We start from the raw sequence: 17,310 nt of genomic DNA, 5'->3' as shown, positions 1-17,310 counted from the left end.
TACGAGTTGATCTATAACAAAATTTTAGACAAAAGGTGGTCTTACCCTCTCGGTCCCCACCTGTCGCTTACGAATTCCGATTTGCAACGGCTGTTCTCCATCAGCGCAATCCGCTTCAACCAGCGCCAGCGCAATCCCCTGCTTTAAACAGGGGGACAGCGTTCCGCTGGTGACATAGCCGACCTCGAGGCCGTCACAAAAAACCGGATAATTTTCGCGCGGCACACCCGGTTCGGTCAATTTCAAACCAATCAATTTACGCTTCAAACCGCCCTCTTTAGCCGCAATGAGTGCCTGCGAACCGACGAACTCGCCCTTATTCAGCTTGGTGATCCAAGCTAATCGTGCTTCGAGCGGCAAAATATCAGCGGTTATTTCATGGCCGTAAAGGGCATATGCTTTTTCCAGGCGCAGGGTATCTCGAGCACCAAGCCCGGTTGGGAGCAAGCCGTACGGTCCACCGGCAACCATCAATGCCTGCCAGAGTTTTACCCCATCTTTGGCGGGGCAATAAAGTTCAAAACCGTCTTCGCCGGTGTACCCGGTACGGGAAATGATCGTCGCTACCCCGACAACATCACCTTCGGCAAACCAGTAATATTTGATCGAAGACAGATCGGAATCGGTCAATTCCGCAAGAATTTTTTCCGCCTTCGGCCCCTGTAGCGCGAGTTGGGCATATTCACTGCTGCGATTGATCAGTTGCAGCTCAACGTAATCGGTTTCCTTGAGCAATTGCTGCAACCAGTCAAAATCCTTGTCGGTGTTGGCAGCATTCACACAAAGCAGATAACTGTCGGCAGCAAAGCGGTACAGGGTCAAATCATCCACCACCCCGCCGGAAGGATAACAAAGTGCGGTGTACTGCACCTGGCCATCGGACAATGCAGAGACATCATTGATGGTTGCATACTGAAGGAAAGCGAAGGCCTGCGGACCGCTGACTTCGATCTCCCCCATATGAGAAACATCGAACAGACCGGCGGCTTCACGTACGGCCATATGTTCGGCAAGCACTCCCGAGTATTGCACCGGCATATCCCAGCCGCCGAATTCGACCATGCGGGCACCCGCATCTCGGTGGACCTGATTCAGTACGGTTTTTTTCATCGGCAGGCTCCCTGGTATCTGGATTTTATTGAACTACAGAGTTGTAACAAATTATTCCGCAAGGATCTGCGGTATCAAATTTTCTTGACCGAATGTCATCAGATGTACCCCCTGACAGAACTCGCGTGCCAGAGCTACCATTTCACGAGCGATCCGAACACCTTCCTGCAATGGATTCACTGCATCTTCAAGGCGTTGTAGCAGATCTTGCGGCACCTGTACACCCGGAATATTCTTGTTGAGGAAATTTGCCATACGGACATTTTTCAGCAGCAGCACCCCCAGTATAACAGGAACCTGAAACTGTTTTGCTTCGGCAATAAATGACTCAAGTTGCGTGCGCTGAAAAACAGCCTGAGTCTGAAAAAACTCTGCACCACAGTTAATCTTTTTCTTGAACTTTTTCAGGGTCAGGGCTTGTGGTTCTGCAGCAGGAGCAACTGCAGCGCCAGAAAAAAAATGCGGAGCTTCCGAGAGTTGTTTTCCGGCCATATCGACGCCCTGTTGCAAACGCTCGACAGCTTTGAGCAATTGCACAGAATCAAGATCAAACACCGGGCGTGAGGCTTTATGGTCTCCGAATTTCGGGTGATCGCCGGTCAACAGCAGCAGGTTCTCGATCCCCATGGCGGCAGCGCCAAGCAGGTCGGACTGTAGCGCCATCCGATTACGATCACGACAGGTAATCTGTAAGATCGGATCGAACCCCTGCTCGACCAGCAGGCGGGATAAAACCAAAGGTGACATGCGCATACAGGCCCCCTGGTTGTCGGTCACATTGATGGCATCCATATCGCGCAACACTTCCGCCTTGGCCAACGCGGGGGCGACATCGATCCCTTTCGGCGGAGCGATTTCCGCAGTCACAACAAACTGCTGGCGAGCCAGCTTGTCCGCCAACCGACTCATTTCTTGTCCCCATTCTTGTCGAGCCGATGCTGACCCGGTTTGAACTTCTTGGCCCAATCCTTCGGCTCGACCACCCGCTCGAAAACCCCGTGCCGCCGCTGCTTTTCCAAACGCTGGTAGATCTTCAGCCAGGCACAGTCACGTAATTCATCCGCCTCGCAATGCCCGTCTTCCATACCGCCACAAGGACCATTCAGCATTCCCTTGGCACAGTTAGTTACTGGACAGATTCCGGCCGTTTCGCTGAGGATGCAGTCACCACACAGCGAGCATTTTTCTTCGAACTCGCCAAAGCGACGGATATTCCCCAGAAACAGCGAGTTGACCCCCGCCAACACACGCTTGTCGACACAGTTGGAAATCGATTGCACCCCAGCGCCACAGGAAAGAATCAGCAAAGCATCAGCCTCATCAATCTGGGCCTTGCAGCGACGCAGCTCACGGGCAGCGCGCATGATATGGCAGGCTTCTTCGAGCACCATGCTGCCAACCACCTCATGCCCGTTTTCCTCGAGCCACTCCTGGGTAGCGAAGACCTCGTCCTCGCCACCCACTTTACAGACCGTTGCACAAGCTCCACAGCCGATAATATACAGGGAGTGGTATTCTGCGAGCAAAGCCGCGAGTTCTTCGCGCCCTTTCGGGGTGCTGATAATCATTCAAATTCCTATTTTCCCCCCGCCCGTCGTTTGGCGCTAACCACAGTATTGTAGAGCAACATGGTAATGGTCATCGGGCCGACACCGCCCGGCACCGGTGTGATCGCAGATGCGCGCTCGAATGCCGCGTCATATTCGACATCTCCGACCAGTTTCTTCTCTCCTACCCGGTTGACACCAACATCGATCACCACAGCGCCTTCCTTAATCCATTCCCCTTTGATCATTTCCGGTACGCCGACAGCTGCGATCACCACATCTGCAGCGGCAACCTTAGCCGGCAAATCCTGGGTGCGGGAATGACAGATGGTAACGGTGGCATGTTCGGCCAGACACATCAGGGCAACCGGCTTGCCGACGATATTGGAACGCCCGACAACAACAACTTCTTTCCCCTTGAGGTCAACACCGGTACGCTCCAGCATCTTCATGACTCCGTAAGGGGTACAGGGTTGAAACAGCGGGTTACCGGTCGCCAGTCGACCGACATTGTATGGATGGAAACCGTCAACATCCTTCTTCGGCGATATGGTATCGAGCACCTTCGATTCGTCGATATGATTGGGCAAAGGCAACTGAACCAGAATGCCATCGATCCTCTCGTCAGCATTCAGCTTGTCGATCAACTCCAAAAGCTCATCTTCAGTGGTTTCGGCTGGCAGCTTATGTTCATCAGAAAATATCCCCGCTACAGCGCATGCTTTTTCTTTCATTGATACATAAACCCGGCTAGCCGGGTCCTCGCCCACCAGTACTACCGCTAATCCGGGAGTGACCCCCTGGGCCACCAACTCGGCCGTATCTGCTTTGATTTCTTCTCTTAAATCTGCCGCAATTGCTTTACCATCGATAACTTGAGCCACGTAACTCCTCCATAACTGCTATACTTATAGCCAAGTGAGATCATTCTTAAATGAGTGGAGATGCTTAATTTTCAAAAGCTGGATGCCAAACTATACGTAAGCATTTAGCGAATGTAAAGACGCTGAAGCACCTGTACCACATATACTTTTCCAACAGGGGATTGCTTTATGCAAACCAGCTTTTTCCCGATTACAACTCTGCTTTTTTTACTCCTGCTCCTATCCACAGCCCAATATTGCAACGCACAGGAGAATACGGAGACGCCCGGCACTACCTTGGTTGACAAAACCCATAAAGAAATTTCCCAATCGCTGTCGACTCCGGCCAGATGGTTCGATAACTTTTTCCAGGACCCACGTTTGGATGAAGAGATTGCAGGCACTTCGCTGCGGTTGCGCGGCTCACTTATCGCTGAAGATGGTGAAAAGCTTAGCTTTAAAGGAAAGGTCAAAGCACAGCTCTACCTTCCCAACCTGACCAATCGCTTTCATTTAATTCTGTCCAGCGAAGATGAGGATTTACGCGATGAAGCCCTCAAAGACTCGAGGATTAATCAAGAGCTCGCCAACGGCCAGGATACCAGCCTAGCCCTGCAGTACACTCAGGAACGAAACACACAATTCAGCCTAACCCATAGAATCAAAATCGATTTGGAAAATGAGTTCAACCCACATTTGGGATCGCGTGTCCGATATTCGATTCCGATCGCACAGGAATCGCTGCTGACCTTGACGCAAGCAGTCTTTTGGGAGAACAAGGAAGGCTTCGGCGAAGAGAGCCGCATCGATTACGATCTGCCGCTGAACAAATCAATGCTGATCCGGACAACCGGACGAGGATTTTTCTCCGAATCGAGCAACGGTTACGAGTGGCTGACAATGGGGCAGTGGCTACAGTCTTTCAGCCACAAAAAAGCCCTGGCAATCGGTTCATATGTGGTTGGCGAAACACGGCCGCAAAACCATGTAACCGAATATGATAGCTTCATAAAATACCGGCAACGTATTATCAAGAAATGGTTGTTTATAGAATTAAAACCGGAAGTCCAATGGAGACGGGAGAAGGATTTCGATCCGACCGGTATTTTCACACTGACTTTCGAAGTGCAATTTAATGACTGATGAACAAAAGAAAATACCATGTTGGCCCCCACGGTAGACTTGAAAGAAATCCGCATTTCTGAACAAGTCAGGAGGCCAGTATGGCAAGATAGAGTTTATCTGCTCTGCAGTCTTTTCTCTCGACACATCAAGCGGAACCGTTCTGGATCGACTTGGACGTCCACAAGCGTAGTTACCATTTCGCTCTGCTCAGAGTAGACGACAGAACATATTACATTCACAACGGTTTGCTTGCCCGGAAGTTTTTGTAAAACATTGTGCCAGCTAAACATTCACGTTGTGGGAGTTACCTATGGAGCAGGACTGACTGGCTTTTCCCTGGCTCGTGCTTTACAGGTAGAAGGGTTCCCTGTGATTGTTACAGCCCCGAGTAAAATTCCAAGAAGCGTCAGTCCTGATTCCAAAACGGATCGGCTCGATTGTTTGAAGCTGGCTCACTATTGTACAAAAAAAGTTGATTCGCCCTATCTCTACCTTCAGCCTAGGAGGAGGTTCATCGAGCCTTGTTGCGTCGTCGGCATCCGATGCCAGGTCGAACTCGCCAATGCAAACAGCGGATTAAGGGTTTTCTCCTCTGTCACGGGTTCGAGGAAACAATTGCTGTCAAGAACTGGCGCTCGGATTTCAAAACCCACCTCGCCGCACTCCCTCTTTTGCCCGAGGGGCGCTTATCCATTGACAGCCACTTGTGAGAGCTGGAATTTCTTCAACGAAAGCTGAGTGAAGTGGCAGGTCAACGGAACAACTCAACCGGCGCCCGAGTCATCGGCCGGTGATTCGAGTACTCACAACAGTCCCTGGGCTCGGCAAGGTTGTCGCCACAACCTTTCATCTTGAGCCGTTTCACCCTGAACGATTTAACCGTGCAGAAAAGGTCAACAGTTATCTTGGATTTGCACCAACAGTTCGACACAGCGGTGAGAAAACACCTCGTTGTTATTTAATGCCAGTTGGACAAAAACGCTTACGATCATTGCTAATAGAAGCCGCCTGAATATGGCGAGCAAAAGGTTACAAGGCTGGCGAACTATACAACAAACTGCTCAACAAAACCGGTATTCCACAAAAGGCGACTGCTGCTTCGGCAAAAAAATCAGCAATTATCCTCTGGTGCTTGAGCATCGAACAAAGAGCCTACCGACCTGCAACATAAACAGGTCTGACGCGACGGGACTTTGTCCACTTCGGGTGGCGGAACGAAAAGGGTGAGGTTCGTTGGGCGTACCGGATTGGTACTTGGCGATTAAAGGACACGAATGAGAAAGGGATATTGCTCAAACGCCTTCAGTCTTTAACAACAGGAAAGTTTGTCTTGACAGGGGTCACATAAGAAAGCCCCGCAAAGCTGATGCGGGGCTACAGACTGATCATTTTACCGGATCAACTGTTAACAGCGTTCGGACACCCAGCGCAGCCTTCACTCTTCTGGCTACCACAAGAAGGCTTCTGGCTGTAACCCTGCTGATACCATCCCCCGCCTTTCAGAGCGAATCCCCCTTGCGAGATCAGCTTATTGACCGGTCCGCCGCATTCATGGCATTTGCTGACCGGATCATCAGAAAACTTTTGCCGGACTTCAAATTGTAGTCCGCACGACTCACACTGATATTCATACAACGGCATAACCATCTACTCCTGCAATTATTTTTTTATTCTACAGAAATGAAGGGAGATAATATAACCAGAAACAACCGCTGTCAAGACGCAGCTTCAAGCTGGGATTTGAGTATTTGTTCTGCCGTCGCCAAATCCAAGCCGTTGAGCAAGATTCTTTTTTGCCGCGATTTGTCCCCGGCAACAAGCTCAACATCTCCCTTGGCGACTCCAAAAACCTTTGCCAAAAAGGCACAGCATGCTTTATTGGCAGCACCATCCACAGGAGGAGAAGTCAGCTTGATCTTCAGGGCATCACCCTGAAGACCGACCAACTGATTGCGGCTCGAACGAGGTTGAACCTGAATCTGCAAAATGACCCCGACCACGTTTTCTTTCAGACACGGATAACTCAAAATTGATCGCCCTCTTTATCGAAAGGCAGTCCAGAAGAAACTTGATCGAGTAGCCTTGCTTGATGTTCATCTGCTTCGATTTGCAGGATATCAAGATCGAGAAGCTTCAGGTGACCTTCAATCAACGACCGTAAACTAGCTTCAAACGAGATCTTTTGCCGCCTCAATTCCTGAATTTCGCTGATCAGCTGGACTCGCCGTTCGGCGGCATCCCGGACAACCTGTTCCCCCTCAAGATGAGCTTCGGCGACCAAGATCTCGGCTTCTTTCCGAGCATTTTCCTTCAATTCTTCTGTCACCCGCTGTGCAGTCATCAGCGTTTCCTGAAGCGCCTTTTCACGATCGCGCATCTGCTCAAGCGATGTCCGGGTTCGCGCCAGAGACTCTTTAAGTTCATTGTTCTGCTTGTGCAAACGCTCAAGTTCATCAGCAAGCATCTCGAGGAAATGATCGACAGCTGCTGTGTCGTACCCCAGCAGGCGGCTCTTGAACTGATGTTGCTGAATTTCTATCGGAGTAATACGCATTTATTATCCTCTTTGATCAGCAAACAATTATGCCAACTGCATCAGGAATGACATCACCAACTGCTGGATGACGGACAAGAGTAAAAGCAACACGATCGGTGAAAAATCGAAGCTTCCAGCGCGCAAAAATGGGAGCATTTTACGTAACTTGTAGAGGACCGGATCGGTTGCACTATGCAAAAAACGGACAATCGGATTATACGGATCCGGGTTGACCCATGAAATCAGCGCACGGGCGATGACAATAAAAATATAAATATTGAAAGCCAGATCGATAATCCTGGCAATCGCAACGATTAGCATACCCATAACATCCCACCTTCCCTAACAAACGAAGTAAATTTACCGTAATTTTATATACTTATACAAAACCTGCAAAAACCTGTCAAACCGTAGTTCGACATTCCCAAACCCGCAGAAACTTTGACTTTAATGCGGAAAGCCGATAGATTAAGACAACTTTTCATTTTCTGCAATTACGACATATATATTATTTTGCGAGGAAACCATGGTTCAGACAAACAATCTTAACGTTCGCGAAGTCACTCCAATCATCGCCCCTGCTGACCTGAAGCAGGTTTTCCCCTTAGACACAGAAGATGCAGTTTTTGTCAACAACAGCCGCAATACCATCAAAGCAATCCTGCGTGGTGAAGACAAGCGTCTGATCGTTGTCGTTGGTCCCTGCTCCATCCATGACCCGAAAGCAGCCCTCGAATATGCGGAGCGCCTGGCCAAGCTTTCTGAAAAAGTAAAGGAAAAGCTGTTCATTGTCATGCGCGTTTATTTCGAAAAACCGCGCACTACGGTAGGTTGGAAAGGCTTGATCAACGATCCCGACATGAACGGTACCCACAGAATCTCCAAGGGACTAGGCATCGCCCGACAGCTTTTCAATGCCATCACCAAGCTTCGGTTACCGATTGCTAGCGAAATGCTTGAGCCAACCATCCCGCAATATCTCTCTGACATCATCAGTTGGGGAGCTATCGGTGCCCGTACTACCGAATCACAGACCCATCGCGAAATGGCCAGCGGCCTTTCTTTTCCGGTCGGCTTCAAAAATGGCACTGACGGTGGACTGAAGATTGCAACCGATGCCATGGCAGCGGCCTGCCAACCACACAGCTTTCTGGGGATCAATTACGAGGGTCGCAGTTCCATTGTAGAAACGACCGGCAACCCGGACATCCATATTGTTTTGCGCGGCGGAAACGACGGGCCGAATTACTCGCCACAAGACATCGCTGATACTAGCGAACTACTAAAAAACAACAGGCTTCCGCCATCAATCATGGTCGACTGCAGCCATGCCAACTCCTACAAAGACCACGAGCGCCAAGGGGAGGTGCTCGACAGCATTGTTGAGCAGATCATTTCTGGCACTACAGCGATCAATGGTGTGATGATCGAAAGCAACTTGGAAGCCGGGAACCAGGGCATCCCTGAAGATTTAAGCCAGCTAAAATATGGAGTTTCTGTCACTGACAAATGTGTCGACTGGAAAACAACCGAAGATATGCTGATTCGAACCTTTGAGCGACTAGGGCGATAAGAGCGAATTTAGATTTGTAAGATAATTTGATATGCGGCTCTAGATTAGCAGAAAAGGTCTGCCAATCTAGAGCCAATAAAATTAATAGCTCAATCGCCTCCTGCTACATTTACTAATTTTCGGGAAAAATTTCTCCAAAAAATCTTTACTTTGCGGATAGACTGAAATTAGAATCAACCAAGCTCCCTACTATAAATGCATATATCCATAAGCGCATATCAATGAATCGCTCATTACTTATCATCGATGATTCCAAGGCAATCCGCACCCAGGTGGAGCAGATTTTTGCTGATGGACGGTTGTTTTCCAAAATCCTGACGGCTGCCGATGGCATCGAAGCCTTCAAATTGCTCGTCAGCAACAAGGTTGATCTGGTTTTATGCGATATCGAAATGCCTGGCATCGATGGATTGAAATTTCTCGCCATGATGCAATCTCGAGAAGATTTAAAAGCAATACCGATCATCATGCTGACCTGTCATGGTGACCTGAGCACGAAAATCCGTGGTTTAGAATCTGGCGCTTGCGATTACATTACCAAGCCATTCGAGCCAGCGGAAATCGTAGCACGCGTGCATGTCCAAATGCAGATCAAAACATTGCAGGATGAGTTGCGCCGCAGCAATCAACTTTTGCTGCAGTTGGCTCAAACTGATCCGCTGACCCGCCTCTACAATCGCCGCCATCTCTATGAAAAGCTTGAGGTGGAGTTAAACCGCTGCTTCCGGAACAAAAAACCACTCTCTTTGATTATGACTGATATCGACCACTTCAAAAAAGTCAACGACAACTACGGTCACCAGATCGGCGACGAAGTCTTAACCAATGTTGCCGATTTGCTGCAGGATGAACTCAGGACCTATGACCTTGCAGCGCGATATGGCGGGGAGGAATTTTGTTTGGTACTGCCGGAAACCGATCTGGAGTCCGCTTATGATGTCGCTGAACGGATCCGGAAACTTGCTACCGAAATGAAGTTGCCTGCACCGATGGAAAATTATCAACTGACCATGAGCTTCGGAGTGGCGGGCTATGATGGTACGGATGAAGGCTCGATCGATGAGATTATTCGGGTCGCAGATGATGCTCTCTACGAAGCCAAAAATCGTGGTCGTAACCAAGTCAGAGACAAAGAGATTTCCAATTAATCTCTACAACCAGAAGGACCTTTTAACACCAAACCGTCCGAGTCATACTGACCGGGCGGTTTGGTGTTTTTGTCTTTGACGGATTTAAATCAGATCAGCCGATTCTGCTTTAAAAACCCCCGAGCAACCTCTTTTACTCCCTGTGAAGTAGTCTGCTCTTCAAGCTGGGCGATTGTCCGTGCATTAATTTTTCCACTCAATTTGTTGATCAAACGCGCCAGAGCAGGAAATTTTTTCAGTGTATCCTTCCTCGCTATCGGAACCGCCTGTGCTGGTAAAGTAAGATCCACAATATTGGCTTCAAAACCAAGCGGCTTGAGCCAGACAATATTCAGCTCTTCATTGTAACGTTTCTTTACCGCTTCATACAGCAGTTCAGGGTCGTTAATCGGCTCACCACCCAATATTTCAATTTGCCCGACTCCGGTATACTCGACATAAATATCCAGATCGTCTTTCATCAACGCTTGGTGTGCACTCTGGCTAGAGTCATGATTTACCAATTTGACTGAAGTTCCGGTCCGCTCAGTGATCAGTTGAGCGAGCATATTCGCTAACAGTTCCTGCTGCACTCCTCCGGTCGAACCGACAACCAGAGTCTTTCCGACACAGGCGAATCCAGTTACCGGCAAAGTGGTGAGAAACAACAGAAACAGAAACACAATCTTCTTTTTGATCCAGGCCATCATTTCATCCTTCCTCAACAGCTAATGTACCGGGGAGTCAGATTTTTCAACCGGTGCCTGTTTCCCTTCATCAAGGTTAATGACACCATATTTCTTTTCATAACTGACAACATTGTTCTGCAGCGCCAACAACAGTCGCTTGGCGTGGCGCGGCGAGGTAATCAACCGAGAGCGCACCTTTGCCTTCAGCGCTTGCGGTTGTAAAAAGATACAATCAAGCACAAACTCGCTGTCATTATGATTAATAACCACCATATTAATGTATTGGCCTGCGGCGACATCGTCATCTATCTGTATTTCCAGTTTCACTTCCGTTTCTTTTTTCTTTTCCATCCAGTCCTCACCTATTGATATTTTCTTCCGGCATCGGTAACCGGTTTCGTCAACCTTGGCCGAAAAGATATTTCATCCCGAAGATAACGCTTACCGGTCGCGTCATCAAGCACCCATTTCTCCTGAGAACGGTCGAAAAAGAACTTCTCGATCTCTTCTTCCACATCAGGTTCCCACCAGTTTAAACTTACATCAACGATTCCAGAGGCAGGGTGAAAAACAGCTGGTTTGCCTTGACGCCCGGAAGCAGCAAGTATTTTTTCCGTCTGTTTATCGGCAGCTCCCTGCTTCTCCATATCGGCACTCTGATGGTCACCCAGCTTAACCGCCATGTTGTTCGTAATAAAATTATTCTGTTTAACCGTCGGATAGGAAAGATAGTCACAGAACAGTGCTAAATCATTTTCCAGAAACCGATTGTACTCTATCTGCGGTGCGGAACGCCGCTCACTTTTGATCGCCAATCGGTTACCAACAAACAGATTCTTCTCAACCACTGGGCTGCCAAGTTGATTGTTCACGAGGGCGATATCATTATCGTGAAACAAATTATTTCGCACCTGCGGTTTGGACGCCAGCAGATTAACAATCCCCTTTTCATTACCGACAAAACGATTGTCGGTAATCAGCGGGCTGGCCATGGTCTGGTCGCAGATAACCGCTGTCTTATTCTGCTCGAAACTGTTTTCATTCATCGTCCCAGGAAAAAGATGTTGTACATAAACTCCCTGCTGATTGGCAATAAAACGATTTTCGCGGACGATACCGGTACTGTTATGACTGGCTACAACCGCCACCGCATTTCCTTTAAATAAATTTTCCTTCACCACTCCCTGCGAACGGGTTCCGATATCGATGCCGGTCTGATTATCGACAAACTCGTTCTGCGCAATCTCCGATTCAGATTGACGATCTAGTTTGATTGCCGTTTTACAACTACTAAAAAGACTATTCCTTACCTCGAACCGGCTTTGCGATGCAGCAATTCCAGATTCCGCCCCTTCGATTTGCACATGCTCAAAACGGCTATTTTCTGTAGTCTGGAGCTCTATCCCGAACCAACCGTGAGGCGCTTCAAAGCGGATTGGTTGAGCAACCGATCCGAGAGCCTCCAGTTCGCCTTCAACTTTAAGCACGACCTTCTTTGCCGTAACATTGATCCGCGCTCCGGGAGCAATTTCCAGCCGGGCGTCAACCGCCACAAGAACCGGCCGATCAAGCTCGACCGTCCCCTGCCAGCGCTGATTTTTATCAATCAGTAGATGTCTCTGCTCGGCAGCCAACACAGGATTAGCCAGAAACATCATAACCAAAAGGATAATTGGCCGAAAAACTTTCAAACCAGCCTCATAGTGGCAAAAAACCGTCAAAACCTACCCGCGTCTTGTCAAAAACAACGACAAACCTTCGTAACGAAACAAACAAATTGCTCGAGAATCTCAATTCATTGCAATTTAACCGCCAGATCTAACGCGGACCGGCATTATTTACCGGCGTGGGGGAAGGATCAATCGTGACAACCCCAATTTCCGGATCGACCTGCCGATCGTAAATTCCTTTTCTGATTGCAACCTCGTCCGCCGTTCCCCACCAATTACCGTGCAGATCGACATCCGCCACATAAAAATCCCCCAACCGCAGCTGATACTGATTATCGAGTATATTGTTGGCGCTGATCTCAAAGGGCTGATCGTTTTCGAACAGGAAAATCCCTGCCGTATTGTTGCGAATCAGGTTATTGAGCACCTTGACCCGCGAGTTCCGGAAATTAATCCCCTTGCCGGTATTATGCTCGACTAGGTTGTGTTGCAGAACCATTGTCGCCTGACCGATGCGACAACCATCAATATTGTGATGAATATGACAGTCTTCAACCAGACCGTTGGTAAAGTGGGCATGTAACGTATAGGCGGAATCACGGATCTCACAATAACGAAGATGCACCTCCTTGGAGAAATCGACCGCTATTTCCAGCCAATCTCCCGGCTGAGGGTTCTCTTTAGCGCTCCGAAAACGGATCGGCTGCTGCTTGCTGCCGACCGCCACCAGTTCCCCTTTAACGATCAGAGTCCCGTCCCCCAGGCCATCACGGTTTTCATCCCGATAGGAAAAAGCGATGTCCGTTCCTGGTGCAATCGTTAACTTGGCGTTGTGCAGCACCTCAACCTGGCCGTCGATCAGGATCGAACCGCTCCATAGCGTATCTTCAGCAATGACCAGATCGGAATAGCTCTGACGTGAAATCTTACGTGATTGGGCACAAGCAGACAGGGCGATGAACATGAAGACAAAAATAAACCAGCGCATCATGTGCCCTAAAGAAACGACTGCAGAATCCAGCCGAGTAGAATGGAGACTGATAAGGCGTGCGCAACAAAAACCAGCACCAAGCGCTTCTGAAACATTGCCCAGAGCGCCAGCATCGCTGGCAGGCTGGTGACCGGGCCGGCCAGCAACAAAGTCAGCCCCGCACCAGTGTCGATCCCTCGTTCCAGCAGCCCTGCCATAATGGGGATAATCGGGATCTGATTGGTCGGCAATGGCAGGCCTATAAACGCTGCGGCGAATAACGATTGAAAATTATGTTGACCGACCAGAAAGGTAATCCAGGAAATGGGCACCAGCGTAACGATAATCGCTTCAAGGATAATCGCCAAAAGCAGGTACTTCCCAACAAACAGACCGGCATCGACGGTGCGATCGAAAATAAACCGTACCCTGCTGTCACGCGGTATCACTTGCATCCGCTTGACCTTGATGCCATGCGCGGCGCCGATCTCGGCAGCCGTCGCCAAGGTACCATCATCCTTATAGACCGGCTGCAAACGCACCATATCGCTGGCGAGATAACCGCTTCTCTGCAGCCACAGCACCAACATCCCGGAGGTCAGACCGAGAATCCCGGCACCGACGAATTTCATCAGCGCCCAATCAGCACCCAGTCCGCGATAAGTCAGTAACAGGGCATCCGGTCCCATCACTGGCGAAGTAACCAGCAGCGCCATCAGCGGCGCCAATGGAGTTCCCATCATCGCCAGAGAGATCACCACCGGCAGAATGCCACAAGCGCACAGCGGAGAAACCATTCCGACAGCCACGGCAATCGGAATCCCCCAAAAACCGGCCCGGTTGATCGAATCACGAATCCGCAGATCAATTTTGTAGCCTTTGATGATTCCCACCAGCAGGATCGACAGCAGAAAGAACCACCACATCTTCAGGATTTCGTCCTGAATTACATTGAACACCTGGATAAATATGGAATCAGACATTTTCGGTCGGTCCTGACATGTCGATCAGACGCTCGCTGGCAATTGTTCTTAACAGGTGAAGTTGTCGGCTTTTACCGTCGTCATCAAACCCGTGGTAATCCTTGGCCAACTGCAGTGCCTCAGCAGAGAGGGCAAGTGACAACTCTTTGCCATCTACCGAGCGGCAAACGAGCAAATGCTGTCCCTGCGGATCAACGGAGAACTCAATCGACCGTTCCGTTTCCCCTAGGGCCATGGCAATTCCGTCGGCAGCACAGGTGCGTGCCAGGTAACAGAAGTTCCAATCTGCCTGACTGGTCACTGTTACTAACCGTGCCGCCTCCAGCCCCAACCGCAGTCCAAGGGTGCTCATGGGGCAATAGTGGCCATGGATTTCGGCGAGTTTTGCGTAGAGATCCATCACGTCAATCTGGACCTAAAAAGCGTAATGATGCGGGCAATCGTTTTCGTAAATCTCGTGATAAACCCGTGTCATATCGGGGGTCAGCCAGTAGCGGACCTCTTTTAGCGACTTGAGAAAATGAGCCATCGTCACCTGCGGCGCATCTTCCTTGATGGCATTGACCGTCGCCCGCTTACAGAGGCTCTCTGCGTCCCAGCCGACATAGCCTTCGGTCAGCTCGGCCAGCTTGTCCCGGTCGACATCGTCAGCCAGATTCGGCATCTGGTCCATGTAAATATCGAGCATACCGCGACGGTCGACAACCCGTGGTGGATGCACGAACACCTTCCGGTTGAAGCGCTTCTTTTCTTTGATGATCGCCTGATCGACCGTATCGATACGGTAACAGGAACCGACCAGCATCACGTTTTCCACTTTATTGATCCGATCAATCTGTTCGATAAATAACCGGTTCAGTTCCTTGGTGGCGAATGTCGGCGGGATCCCGCGCAGGTTGCCCGGATCCCATTCATAATTGCAACCGACCCGTGGTGCCAGCCATTCACAATCGGAAATAAACAGCACACAAGGTGCCTCGTGAATCGCTGTATCGAAGGCCTCAACCAGCTCTTCACCTTTTCCGAGCATCTCCTGACCGCTGATATAGACGAACGAAGCGCCGGCTTCCTTGGCGCAGGCTTCCGCCAGCATGGTGATACCGACCCCAAGCGGTCCCCACATCATCACACCGGCCGGGATACCGAGTTGATGCTGCTTGATCATTTCCGGCTTCTGCAACGGCAGGCAGACCATCTCCTTGAGGATCTCTTTGACCTCTGCGAAGCCACCAATATTGTCCCAATCTAGAACCGGCTCACGGACTTCGTAAAATATTTTTTCCAGTTTCTTATGCATAATATCCAAATGCTCCAGTGCAGACAGGCGTTACCCTCCAAGCAACGCAAAAATAACAACTCACAAAACCCGCTACCAGTAAAGCAAGGTGTATGCCAGCAAAAAGGGCGTCACTTTGGACGCCCTGCACACGCTATGTCATGATCTGTTACAGATCATTCAACAACCGATAGATCAACTGTTCCAGTTCCCAGATACCGGCGGCCTCCTTTTCATGACCGGCGGCCTCCAACATCACCCGCGCCCGATCGAGACACTCATGCCCTTTCAACAGCACCGGAGACAGTTTTGCCTCCAGCTGAAACTGCGGGATTTCACCGACCGTCTCGGCAAATTCCTGCATTTCTTCCACCGCCCGATCAACCTGGCGCAACGCCTTTGCCATTTCCTCGGGCAAAATCTCATACAGACGATCCGATTCGGTATCGATCTGCTCCCAAATTTGCCGGTAACGTTCAGATATCGACATCTCTTCTTCCTTTCTTTACAAGAACTCTTCAAGCAACCAAGAAGAGTTCGCCATCCTAAGCAAAGTCGTCGAAAAGATCAATCGCAGAACACTAGAAAATGTTGCAAAGATATTGACTTTCAACTCGTCAGACTGCTAGTTTCAACTTTCACATTAGCCCTAGGGGAGTCATCGTTACTGAGAGCTCGAAATTCGAGCGACCCTTGGAACCTGATCCGGCTAATACCGGCGTAGGGAAGTGGCTGTCGTAACCAACATTAGCTGTAATGTTGACGGCCACCTATTGGGTGGCTTTTTTCGTTTTTATAGACTTTTATGCTGATCTATCTCAATGAACAACCGGAAGAGATCGCTGGCGAGTTGTCGCTTTTTGCGCTTCGTGAGCAGAAAAAACCCCAGGCGGATCTGCTGATCGTTAACGGTTATCCGACCAGTAACGACCAGGCACTTAAAAATGGCGACCGGGTCGTCTTGATACAACGCGGCGAAGAACCGTCAACGGAAGAACTCGAGCGTTTGATAAGGGCTCGGCACACTCCTGGCGTACATGAGAAGATCAAAAACAGCTGCGTCGGCATTGCCGGCGTCGGTGGCCTCGGCTCGAACATCGCAATCGCTCTGGCTAGAATAGGAGTCGGCAAACTGGTCCTGGTCGACTTCGACGTGGTGGAGCCATCGAACCTGAATCGTCAGCAGTATTTTATCGACCAGATCGGTTTGCCAAAAGTTGAGGCCCTAAAGGCCAACCTGGCGCGCATCAACCCCGGCGTTGAAGTTGTCGCTCATTATCTTCGGGTGACGGGAGGAAACCTGGCCGGACTGTTCGCAAGCGTCGATGTGCTGGTTGAAGCTTTCGACGCTGCCGAACAAAAGGCGATGCTGACCAGCAACTTTCTTACCCAGATGAAAGACAAGCCTCTGATTGCGGCATCCGGCATGGCAGGTTACGGGTCTTCGAACAGCATCCAGACCCTGAAAATCAGCGACCGCTTCTATCTCTGCGGTGACGGCACCACTGCCGCTGAGCCGGGTTGCGGACTAATGGCTCCCCGGGTTGGAATCGCCGCACATCATCAAGCTAACGCCGTCTTGCGGCTGCTGCTGGGCGAAGAGCCGGAGTAAAAGGATTAACGATGCAACTGAAGATCAACGGCCAGAGCCGCTCTTTTGATTCCCCGCTGACCATCATTCAGCTTTTGCAGCAACTTGAGCTGTCGCCGGAGCGTGTGGTCATTGAACTGAACAAAAAAATCCTCACTGCCGAAGCACACGATACTGCACTGAACGAAGGTGACAACCTGGAAATCATCCAGTTCGTCGGCGGCGGTTGAGTTTACCCAAACAGACAGGG

General features: G+C 49.9%; 22 protein-coding genes and 1 riboswitch. Of the genes, 6 read left to right on the top strand and 16 right to left on the bottom strand.

What is annotated here, in order from left to right; all coding sequences use genetic code 11:
- Positions 1 to 24: 24 nt before the first annotated feature.
- Genes gcvT through folD form a run of 4 tightly spaced genes read right to left on the bottom strand, consistent with a single transcriptional unit; the run spans position 25 to position 3,541 of the window.
- The gene (gene gcvT, locus Q7J88_RS01300; protein ID WP_303720340.1) at positions 25 to 1,110 is read right to left on the bottom strand and encodes a glycine cleavage system aminomethyltransferase GcvT; all 1,086 of its coding nucleotides are present in this window, start codon (positions 1,108 to 1,110) and stop codon (positions 25 to 27) included.
- Positions 1,111 to 1,161: 51 nt separating this feature from the next.
- Positions 1,162 to 2,019 (bottom strand): methylenetetrahydrofolate reductase, encoded by an 858-nt coding sequence (locus Q7J88_RS01295; protein WP_303720339.1) that lies wholly within the window; start codon positions 2,017 to 2,019, stop codon positions 1,162 to 1,164.
- Positions 2,016 to 2,678, bottom strand: coding sequence for a methylenetetrahydrofolate reductase C-terminal domain-containing protein (locus Q7J88_RS01290; RefSeq protein WP_303720338.1), 663 nt, complete (start codon positions 2,676 to 2,678; stop codon positions 2,016 to 2,018). The genes Q7J88_RS01295 and Q7J88_RS01290 overlap by 4 nt, the downstream gene beginning before the upstream one ends.
- An 8-nt stretch (positions 2,679 to 2,686) precedes the next feature.
- Entirely contained in the window at positions 2,687 to 3,541 is an 855-nt protein-coding gene (gene folD, locus Q7J88_RS01285; RefSeq protein ID WP_303720337.1) for a bifunctional methylenetetrahydrofolate dehydrogenase/methenyltetrahydrofolate cyclohydrolase FolD, read from the bottom strand.
- 360 nt (positions 3,542 to 3,901) lie between these two features.
- Here folD and Q7J88_RS01280 point away from each other — a divergent pair, with 360 nt between their 5' ends.
- Entirely contained in the window at positions 3,902 to 4,663 is a 762-nt protein-coding gene (locus Q7J88_RS01280) for a hypothetical protein (RefSeq protein WP_303720336.1), read from the top strand.
- A gap of 772 nt (positions 4,664 to 5,435) precedes the next feature.
- The gene (locus tag Q7J88_RS15305) at positions 5,436 to 5,657 is read left to right on the top strand and encodes an IS110 family transposase (protein ID WP_369681940.1); all 222 of its coding nucleotides are present in this window, start codon (positions 5,436 to 5,438) and stop codon (positions 5,655 to 5,657) included.
- Positions 5,658 to 6,043: 386 nt separating this feature from the next.
- Here the strand turns inward: Q7J88_RS15305 and Q7J88_RS01275 are convergent, their stop codons facing one another.
- The 4 genes from Q7J88_RS01275 to Q7J88_RS01260 all read right to left on the bottom strand — a co-directional run bounded on the left by Q7J88_RS01275 (position 6,044) and on the right by Q7J88_RS01260 (position 7,508).
- Positions 6,044 to 6,286, bottom strand: coding sequence for a zinc ribbon domain-containing protein (locus Q7J88_RS01275; RefSeq protein WP_303720335.1), 243 nt, complete (start codon positions 6,284 to 6,286; stop codon positions 6,044 to 6,046).
- Positions 6,287 to 6,360: 74 nt separating this feature from the next.
- Positions 6,361 to 6,672: a DUF167 domain-containing protein gene (locus tag Q7J88_RS01270; RefSeq protein ID WP_303720334.1), complete on the bottom strand. Its 312-nt coding sequence runs from the start codon at positions 6,670 to 6,672 to the stop codon at positions 6,361 to 6,363.
- On the bottom strand, positions 6,669 to 7,199 hold the full coding sequence (locus Q7J88_RS01265) for a DivIVA domain-containing protein (RefSeq protein WP_303720333.1): 531 nt from the start codon (positions 7,197 to 7,199) through the stop codon (positions 6,669 to 6,671). The genes Q7J88_RS01270 and Q7J88_RS01265 overlap by 4 nt, the downstream gene beginning before the upstream one ends.
- A gap of 27 nt (positions 7,200 to 7,226) precedes the next feature.
- Entirely contained in the window at positions 7,227 to 7,508 is a 282-nt protein-coding gene (locus tag Q7J88_RS01260) for a YggT family protein (RefSeq protein ID WP_303720332.1), read from the bottom strand.
- A 199-nt stretch (positions 7,509 to 7,707) separates the two neighbouring features.
- Here Q7J88_RS01260 and Q7J88_RS01255 point away from each other — a divergent pair, with 199 nt between their 5' ends.
- Both Q7J88_RS01255 and Q7J88_RS01250 read left to right on the top strand, forming a co-directional pair.
- Positions 7,708 to 8,754: a 3-deoxy-7-phosphoheptulonate synthase gene (locus Q7J88_RS01255; RefSeq protein ID WP_303720331.1), complete on the top strand. Its 1,047-nt coding sequence runs from the start codon at positions 7,708 to 7,710 to the stop codon at positions 8,752 to 8,754.
- Positions 8,755 to 8,975: 221 nt separating this feature from the next.
- Positions 8,976 to 9,902 carry a diguanylate cyclase gene (locus Q7J88_RS01250; protein ID WP_303720330.1) on the top strand — a complete coding sequence of 309 codons (927 nt, stop codon included), beginning with the start codon at positions 8,976 to 8,978 and terminating at the stop codon, positions 9,900 to 9,902.
- 89 nt (positions 9,903 to 9,991) lie between these two features.
- On the opposite strand, the gene Q7J88_RS01245 is transcribed toward Q7J88_RS01250, so the two are convergent.
- The 8 genes from Q7J88_RS01245 to Q7J88_RS01210 all read right to left on the bottom strand — a co-directional run bounded on the left by Q7J88_RS01245 (position 9,992) and on the right by Q7J88_RS01210 (position 15,959).
- Positions 9,992 to 10,591: a glycine betaine ABC transporter substrate-binding protein gene (locus Q7J88_RS01245; protein ID WP_303720329.1), complete on the bottom strand. Its 600-nt coding sequence runs from the start codon at positions 10,589 to 10,591 to the stop codon at positions 9,992 to 9,994.
- An 18-nt stretch (positions 10,592 to 10,609) separates the two neighbouring features.
- Complete coding sequence (locus Q7J88_RS01240) at positions 10,610 to 10,921, bottom strand: DUF3467 domain-containing protein (RefSeq protein ID WP_303720328.1); 312 nt, start codon at positions 10,919 to 10,921, stop codon at positions 10,610 to 10,612.
- Positions 10,922 to 10,932: 11 nt separating this feature from the next.
- On the bottom strand, positions 10,933 to 12,261 hold the full coding sequence (locus Q7J88_RS01235) for a right-handed parallel beta-helix repeat-containing protein (protein ID WP_303720327.1): 1,329 nt from the start codon (positions 12,259 to 12,261) through the stop codon (positions 10,933 to 10,935).
- Between the two features lie 127 nt (positions 12,262 to 12,388).
- Positions 12,389 to 13,231, bottom strand: coding sequence for a right-handed parallel beta-helix repeat-containing protein (locus Q7J88_RS01230; protein ID WP_303720326.1), 843 nt, complete (start codon positions 13,229 to 13,231; stop codon positions 12,389 to 12,391).
- A gap of 5 nt (positions 13,232 to 13,236) precedes the next feature.
- On the bottom strand, positions 13,237 to 14,193 hold the full coding sequence (locus Q7J88_RS01225; RefSeq protein ID WP_303720325.1) for a permease: 957 nt from the start codon (positions 14,191 to 14,193) through the stop codon (positions 13,237 to 13,239).
- Positions 14,186 to 14,593: an FmdE family protein gene (locus Q7J88_RS01220; protein WP_303720324.1), complete on the bottom strand. Its 408-nt coding sequence runs from the start codon at positions 14,591 to 14,593 to the stop codon at positions 14,186 to 14,188. Before Q7J88_RS01220 ends, Q7J88_RS01225 begins: the two co-directional genes overlap by 8 nt.
- 15 nt (positions 14,594 to 14,608) lie before the next feature.
- Positions 14,609 to 15,490, bottom strand: coding sequence for an ATP-binding protein (locus tag Q7J88_RS01215; protein WP_303720323.1), 882 nt, complete (start codon positions 15,488 to 15,490; stop codon positions 14,609 to 14,611).
- Positions 15,491 to 15,638: 148 nt separating this feature from the next.
- Positions 15,639 to 15,959 carry a hypothetical protein gene (locus Q7J88_RS01210; RefSeq protein ID WP_303720322.1) on the bottom strand — a complete coding sequence of 107 codons (321 nt, stop codon included), beginning with the start codon at positions 15,957 to 15,959 and terminating at the stop codon, positions 15,639 to 15,641.
- A 151-nt stretch (positions 15,960 to 16,110) separates the two neighbouring features.
- Positions 16,111 to 16,214: riboswitch (TPP riboswitch) on the top strand.
- A 60-nt stretch (positions 16,215 to 16,274) separates the two neighbouring features.
- Between Q7J88_RS01210 and thiF the strand changes: the two genes are divergently transcribed.
- Together thiF and thiS are read left to right on the top strand one after the other, a co-directional pair.
- A complete protein-coding gene (thiF, locus tag Q7J88_RS01205) occupies positions 16,275 to 17,081 on the top strand; it encodes a sulfur carrier protein ThiS adenylyltransferase ThiF (RefSeq protein ID WP_303720321.1) in 807 nt (268 codons plus the stop codon).
- Positions 17,082 to 17,092: 11 nt separating this feature from the next.
- Positions 17,093 to 17,290 carry a sulfur carrier protein ThiS gene (gene thiS, locus Q7J88_RS01200; protein WP_303720320.1) on the top strand — a complete coding sequence of 66 codons (198 nt, stop codon included), beginning with the start codon at positions 17,093 to 17,095 and terminating at the stop codon, positions 17,288 to 17,290.
- Positions 17,291 to 17,310: the final 20 nt, after the last annotated feature.

Origin of the sequence: Malonomonas rubra (genome assembly GCF_003247215.1) — a bacterium.
In the GTDB taxonomy this organism is placed as follows: Bacteria; Desulfobacterota; Desulfuromonadia; order Desulfuromonadales; family Geopsychrobacteraceae; genus Malonomonas; species Malonomonas rubra_A.
This window is presented reverse-complemented; position numbering and strand designations above follow the sequence as displayed.

Excerpts from the sequence above, each read along its gene's own strand:
- Q7J88_RS01220 (WP_303720324.1), bottom strand. The coding sequence starts at position 14,593 with ATGGATCTCTACGCAAAACTCGCCGAAATCCATGGCCACTATTGCCCC.
- Q7J88_RS01290 (WP_303720338.1), bottom strand. The coding sequence starts at position 2,678 with ATGATTATCAGCACCCCGAAAGGGCGCGAAGAACTCGCGGCTTTGCTC.
- Q7J88_RS01260 (WP_303720332.1), bottom strand. The coding sequence starts at position 7,508 with ATGGGTATGCTAATCGTTGCGATTGCCAGGATTATCGATCTGGCTTTC.
- Q7J88_RS01250 (WP_303720330.1), top strand. The coding sequence starts at position 8,976 with ATGAATCGCTCATTACTTATCATCGATGATTCCAAGGCAATCCGCACC.
- Q7J88_RS01275 (WP_303720335.1), bottom strand. The coding sequence starts at position 6,286 with ATGCCGTTGTATGAATATCAGTGTGAGTCGTGCGGACTACAATTTGAA.
- Q7J88_RS01295 (WP_303720339.1), bottom strand. The coding sequence starts at position 2,019 with ATGAGTCGGTTGGCGGACAAGCTGGCTCGCCAGCAGTTTGTTGTGACT.
- Q7J88_RS01255 (WP_303720331.1), top strand. The coding sequence starts at position 7,708 with ATGGTTCAGACAAACAATCTTAACGTTCGCGAAGTCACTCCAATCATC.
- Q7J88_RS01240 (WP_303720328.1), bottom strand. The coding sequence starts at position 10,921 with ATGGAAAAGAAAAAAGAAACGGAAGTGAAACTGGAAATACAGATAGAT.
- Q7J88_RS01230 (WP_303720326.1), bottom strand. The coding sequence starts at position 13,231 with ATGATGCGCTGGTTTATTTTTGTCTTCATGTTCATCGCCCTGTCTGCT.
- Q7J88_RS01225 (WP_303720325.1), bottom strand. The coding sequence starts at position 14,193 with ATGTCTGATTCCATATTTATCCAGGTGTTCAATGTAATTCAGGACGAA.
- thiS (WP_303720320.1), top strand. The coding sequence starts at position 17,093 with ATGCAACTGAAGATCAACGGCCAGAGCCGCTCTTTTGATTCCCCGCTG.
- gcvT (WP_303720340.1), bottom strand. The coding sequence starts at position 1,110 with ATGAAAAAAACCGTACTGAATCAGGTCCACCGAGATGCGGGTGCCCGC.
- Q7J88_RS01245 (WP_303720329.1), bottom strand. The coding sequence starts at position 10,591 with ATGATGGCCTGGATCAAAAAGAAGATTGTGTTTCTGTTTCTGTTGTTT.
- Q7J88_RS01215 (WP_303720323.1), bottom strand. The coding sequence starts at position 15,490 with ATGCATAAGAAACTGGAAAAAATATTTTACGAAGTCCGTGAGCCGGTT.
- thiF (WP_303720321.1), top strand. The coding sequence starts at position 16,275 with ATGCTGATCTATCTCAATGAACAACCGGAAGAGATCGCTGGCGAGTTG.
- Q7J88_RS01265 (WP_303720333.1), bottom strand. The coding sequence starts at position 7,199 with ATGCGTATTACTCCGATAGAAATTCAGCAACATCAGTTCAAGAGCCGC.
- Q7J88_RS01210 (WP_303720322.1), bottom strand. The coding sequence starts at position 15,959 with ATGTCGATATCTGAACGTTACCGGCAAATTTGGGAGCAGATCGATACC.